Source organism: Burkholderia sp. Bp9015, from assembly GCF_003853505.1.
Classification (GTDB): Bacteria; Pseudomonadota; Gammaproteobacteria; order Burkholderiales; family Burkholderiaceae; genus Burkholderia.
The window spans coordinates 1-627 of sequence record NZ_QTPZ01000097.1 but is presented as its reverse complement, the minus strand read 5'-3'; the positions used below and the strand labels follow the sequence as shown (position 1 = coordinate 627).

Genomic DNA, 627 nt, shown 5'->3' with positions numbered 1-627 from the left:
CCGTCCGGCTCGGGCAAGTCGACGCTGATCAAGACCGTGAACGGCCTCGAGCCGTTCCAGCAGGGCGAGATCCTCGTGAACGGCCAGTCGGTCGGCGACAAGAAGACGAACCTGTCGACGCTGCGCTCGAAGGTCGGGATGGTGTTCCAGCATTTCGAGCTGTTCCCGCACCTGTCGATCGCCGGGAACCTCACGCTCGCGCAGGTCAAGGTGCTCGGCCGCGGCAAGGACGAAGCGGCCGAGAAGGGCATGAAGCTGCTCGATCGCGTCGGCCTGAAGGCGCATGCGCACAAGTTTCCGGGCCAGCTGTCGGGCGGCCAGCAGCAGCGGGTCGCGATCGCGCGCGCGCTGTCGATGGACCCGATCGCGATGCTGTTCGACGAGCCGACGTCCGCGCTCGATCCCGAGATGATCAACGAAGTGCTCGACGTGATGGTCGAACTCGCGCAGGAAGGCATGACGATGATGGTCGTCACGCACGAGATGGGCTTCGCGAAGAAGGTCGCCCATCGCGTGATCTTCATGGACCAAGGCGCGATCGTCGAGGACGACCGCAAGGACGATTTCTTCTCGAATCCGAAGTCGGACCGCGCGAAGGACTTCCTCGCGAAAATCCTGCACTGAGCG

Annotated in this window: 1 protein-coding gene; it reads left to right on the top strand. The window is 64.0% G+C overall.

Going from position 1 to position 627, the window contains the following annotated elements; all coding sequences use genetic code 11:
• A partial coding sequence (locus tag DIE12_RS37755) for an amino acid ABC transporter ATP-binding protein (RefSeq protein WP_148092741.1) occupies positions 1-624 on the top strand: 624 nt, incomplete at its 5' end.
• Between the last annotated feature and the right edge of the window lie 3 nt (positions 625-627).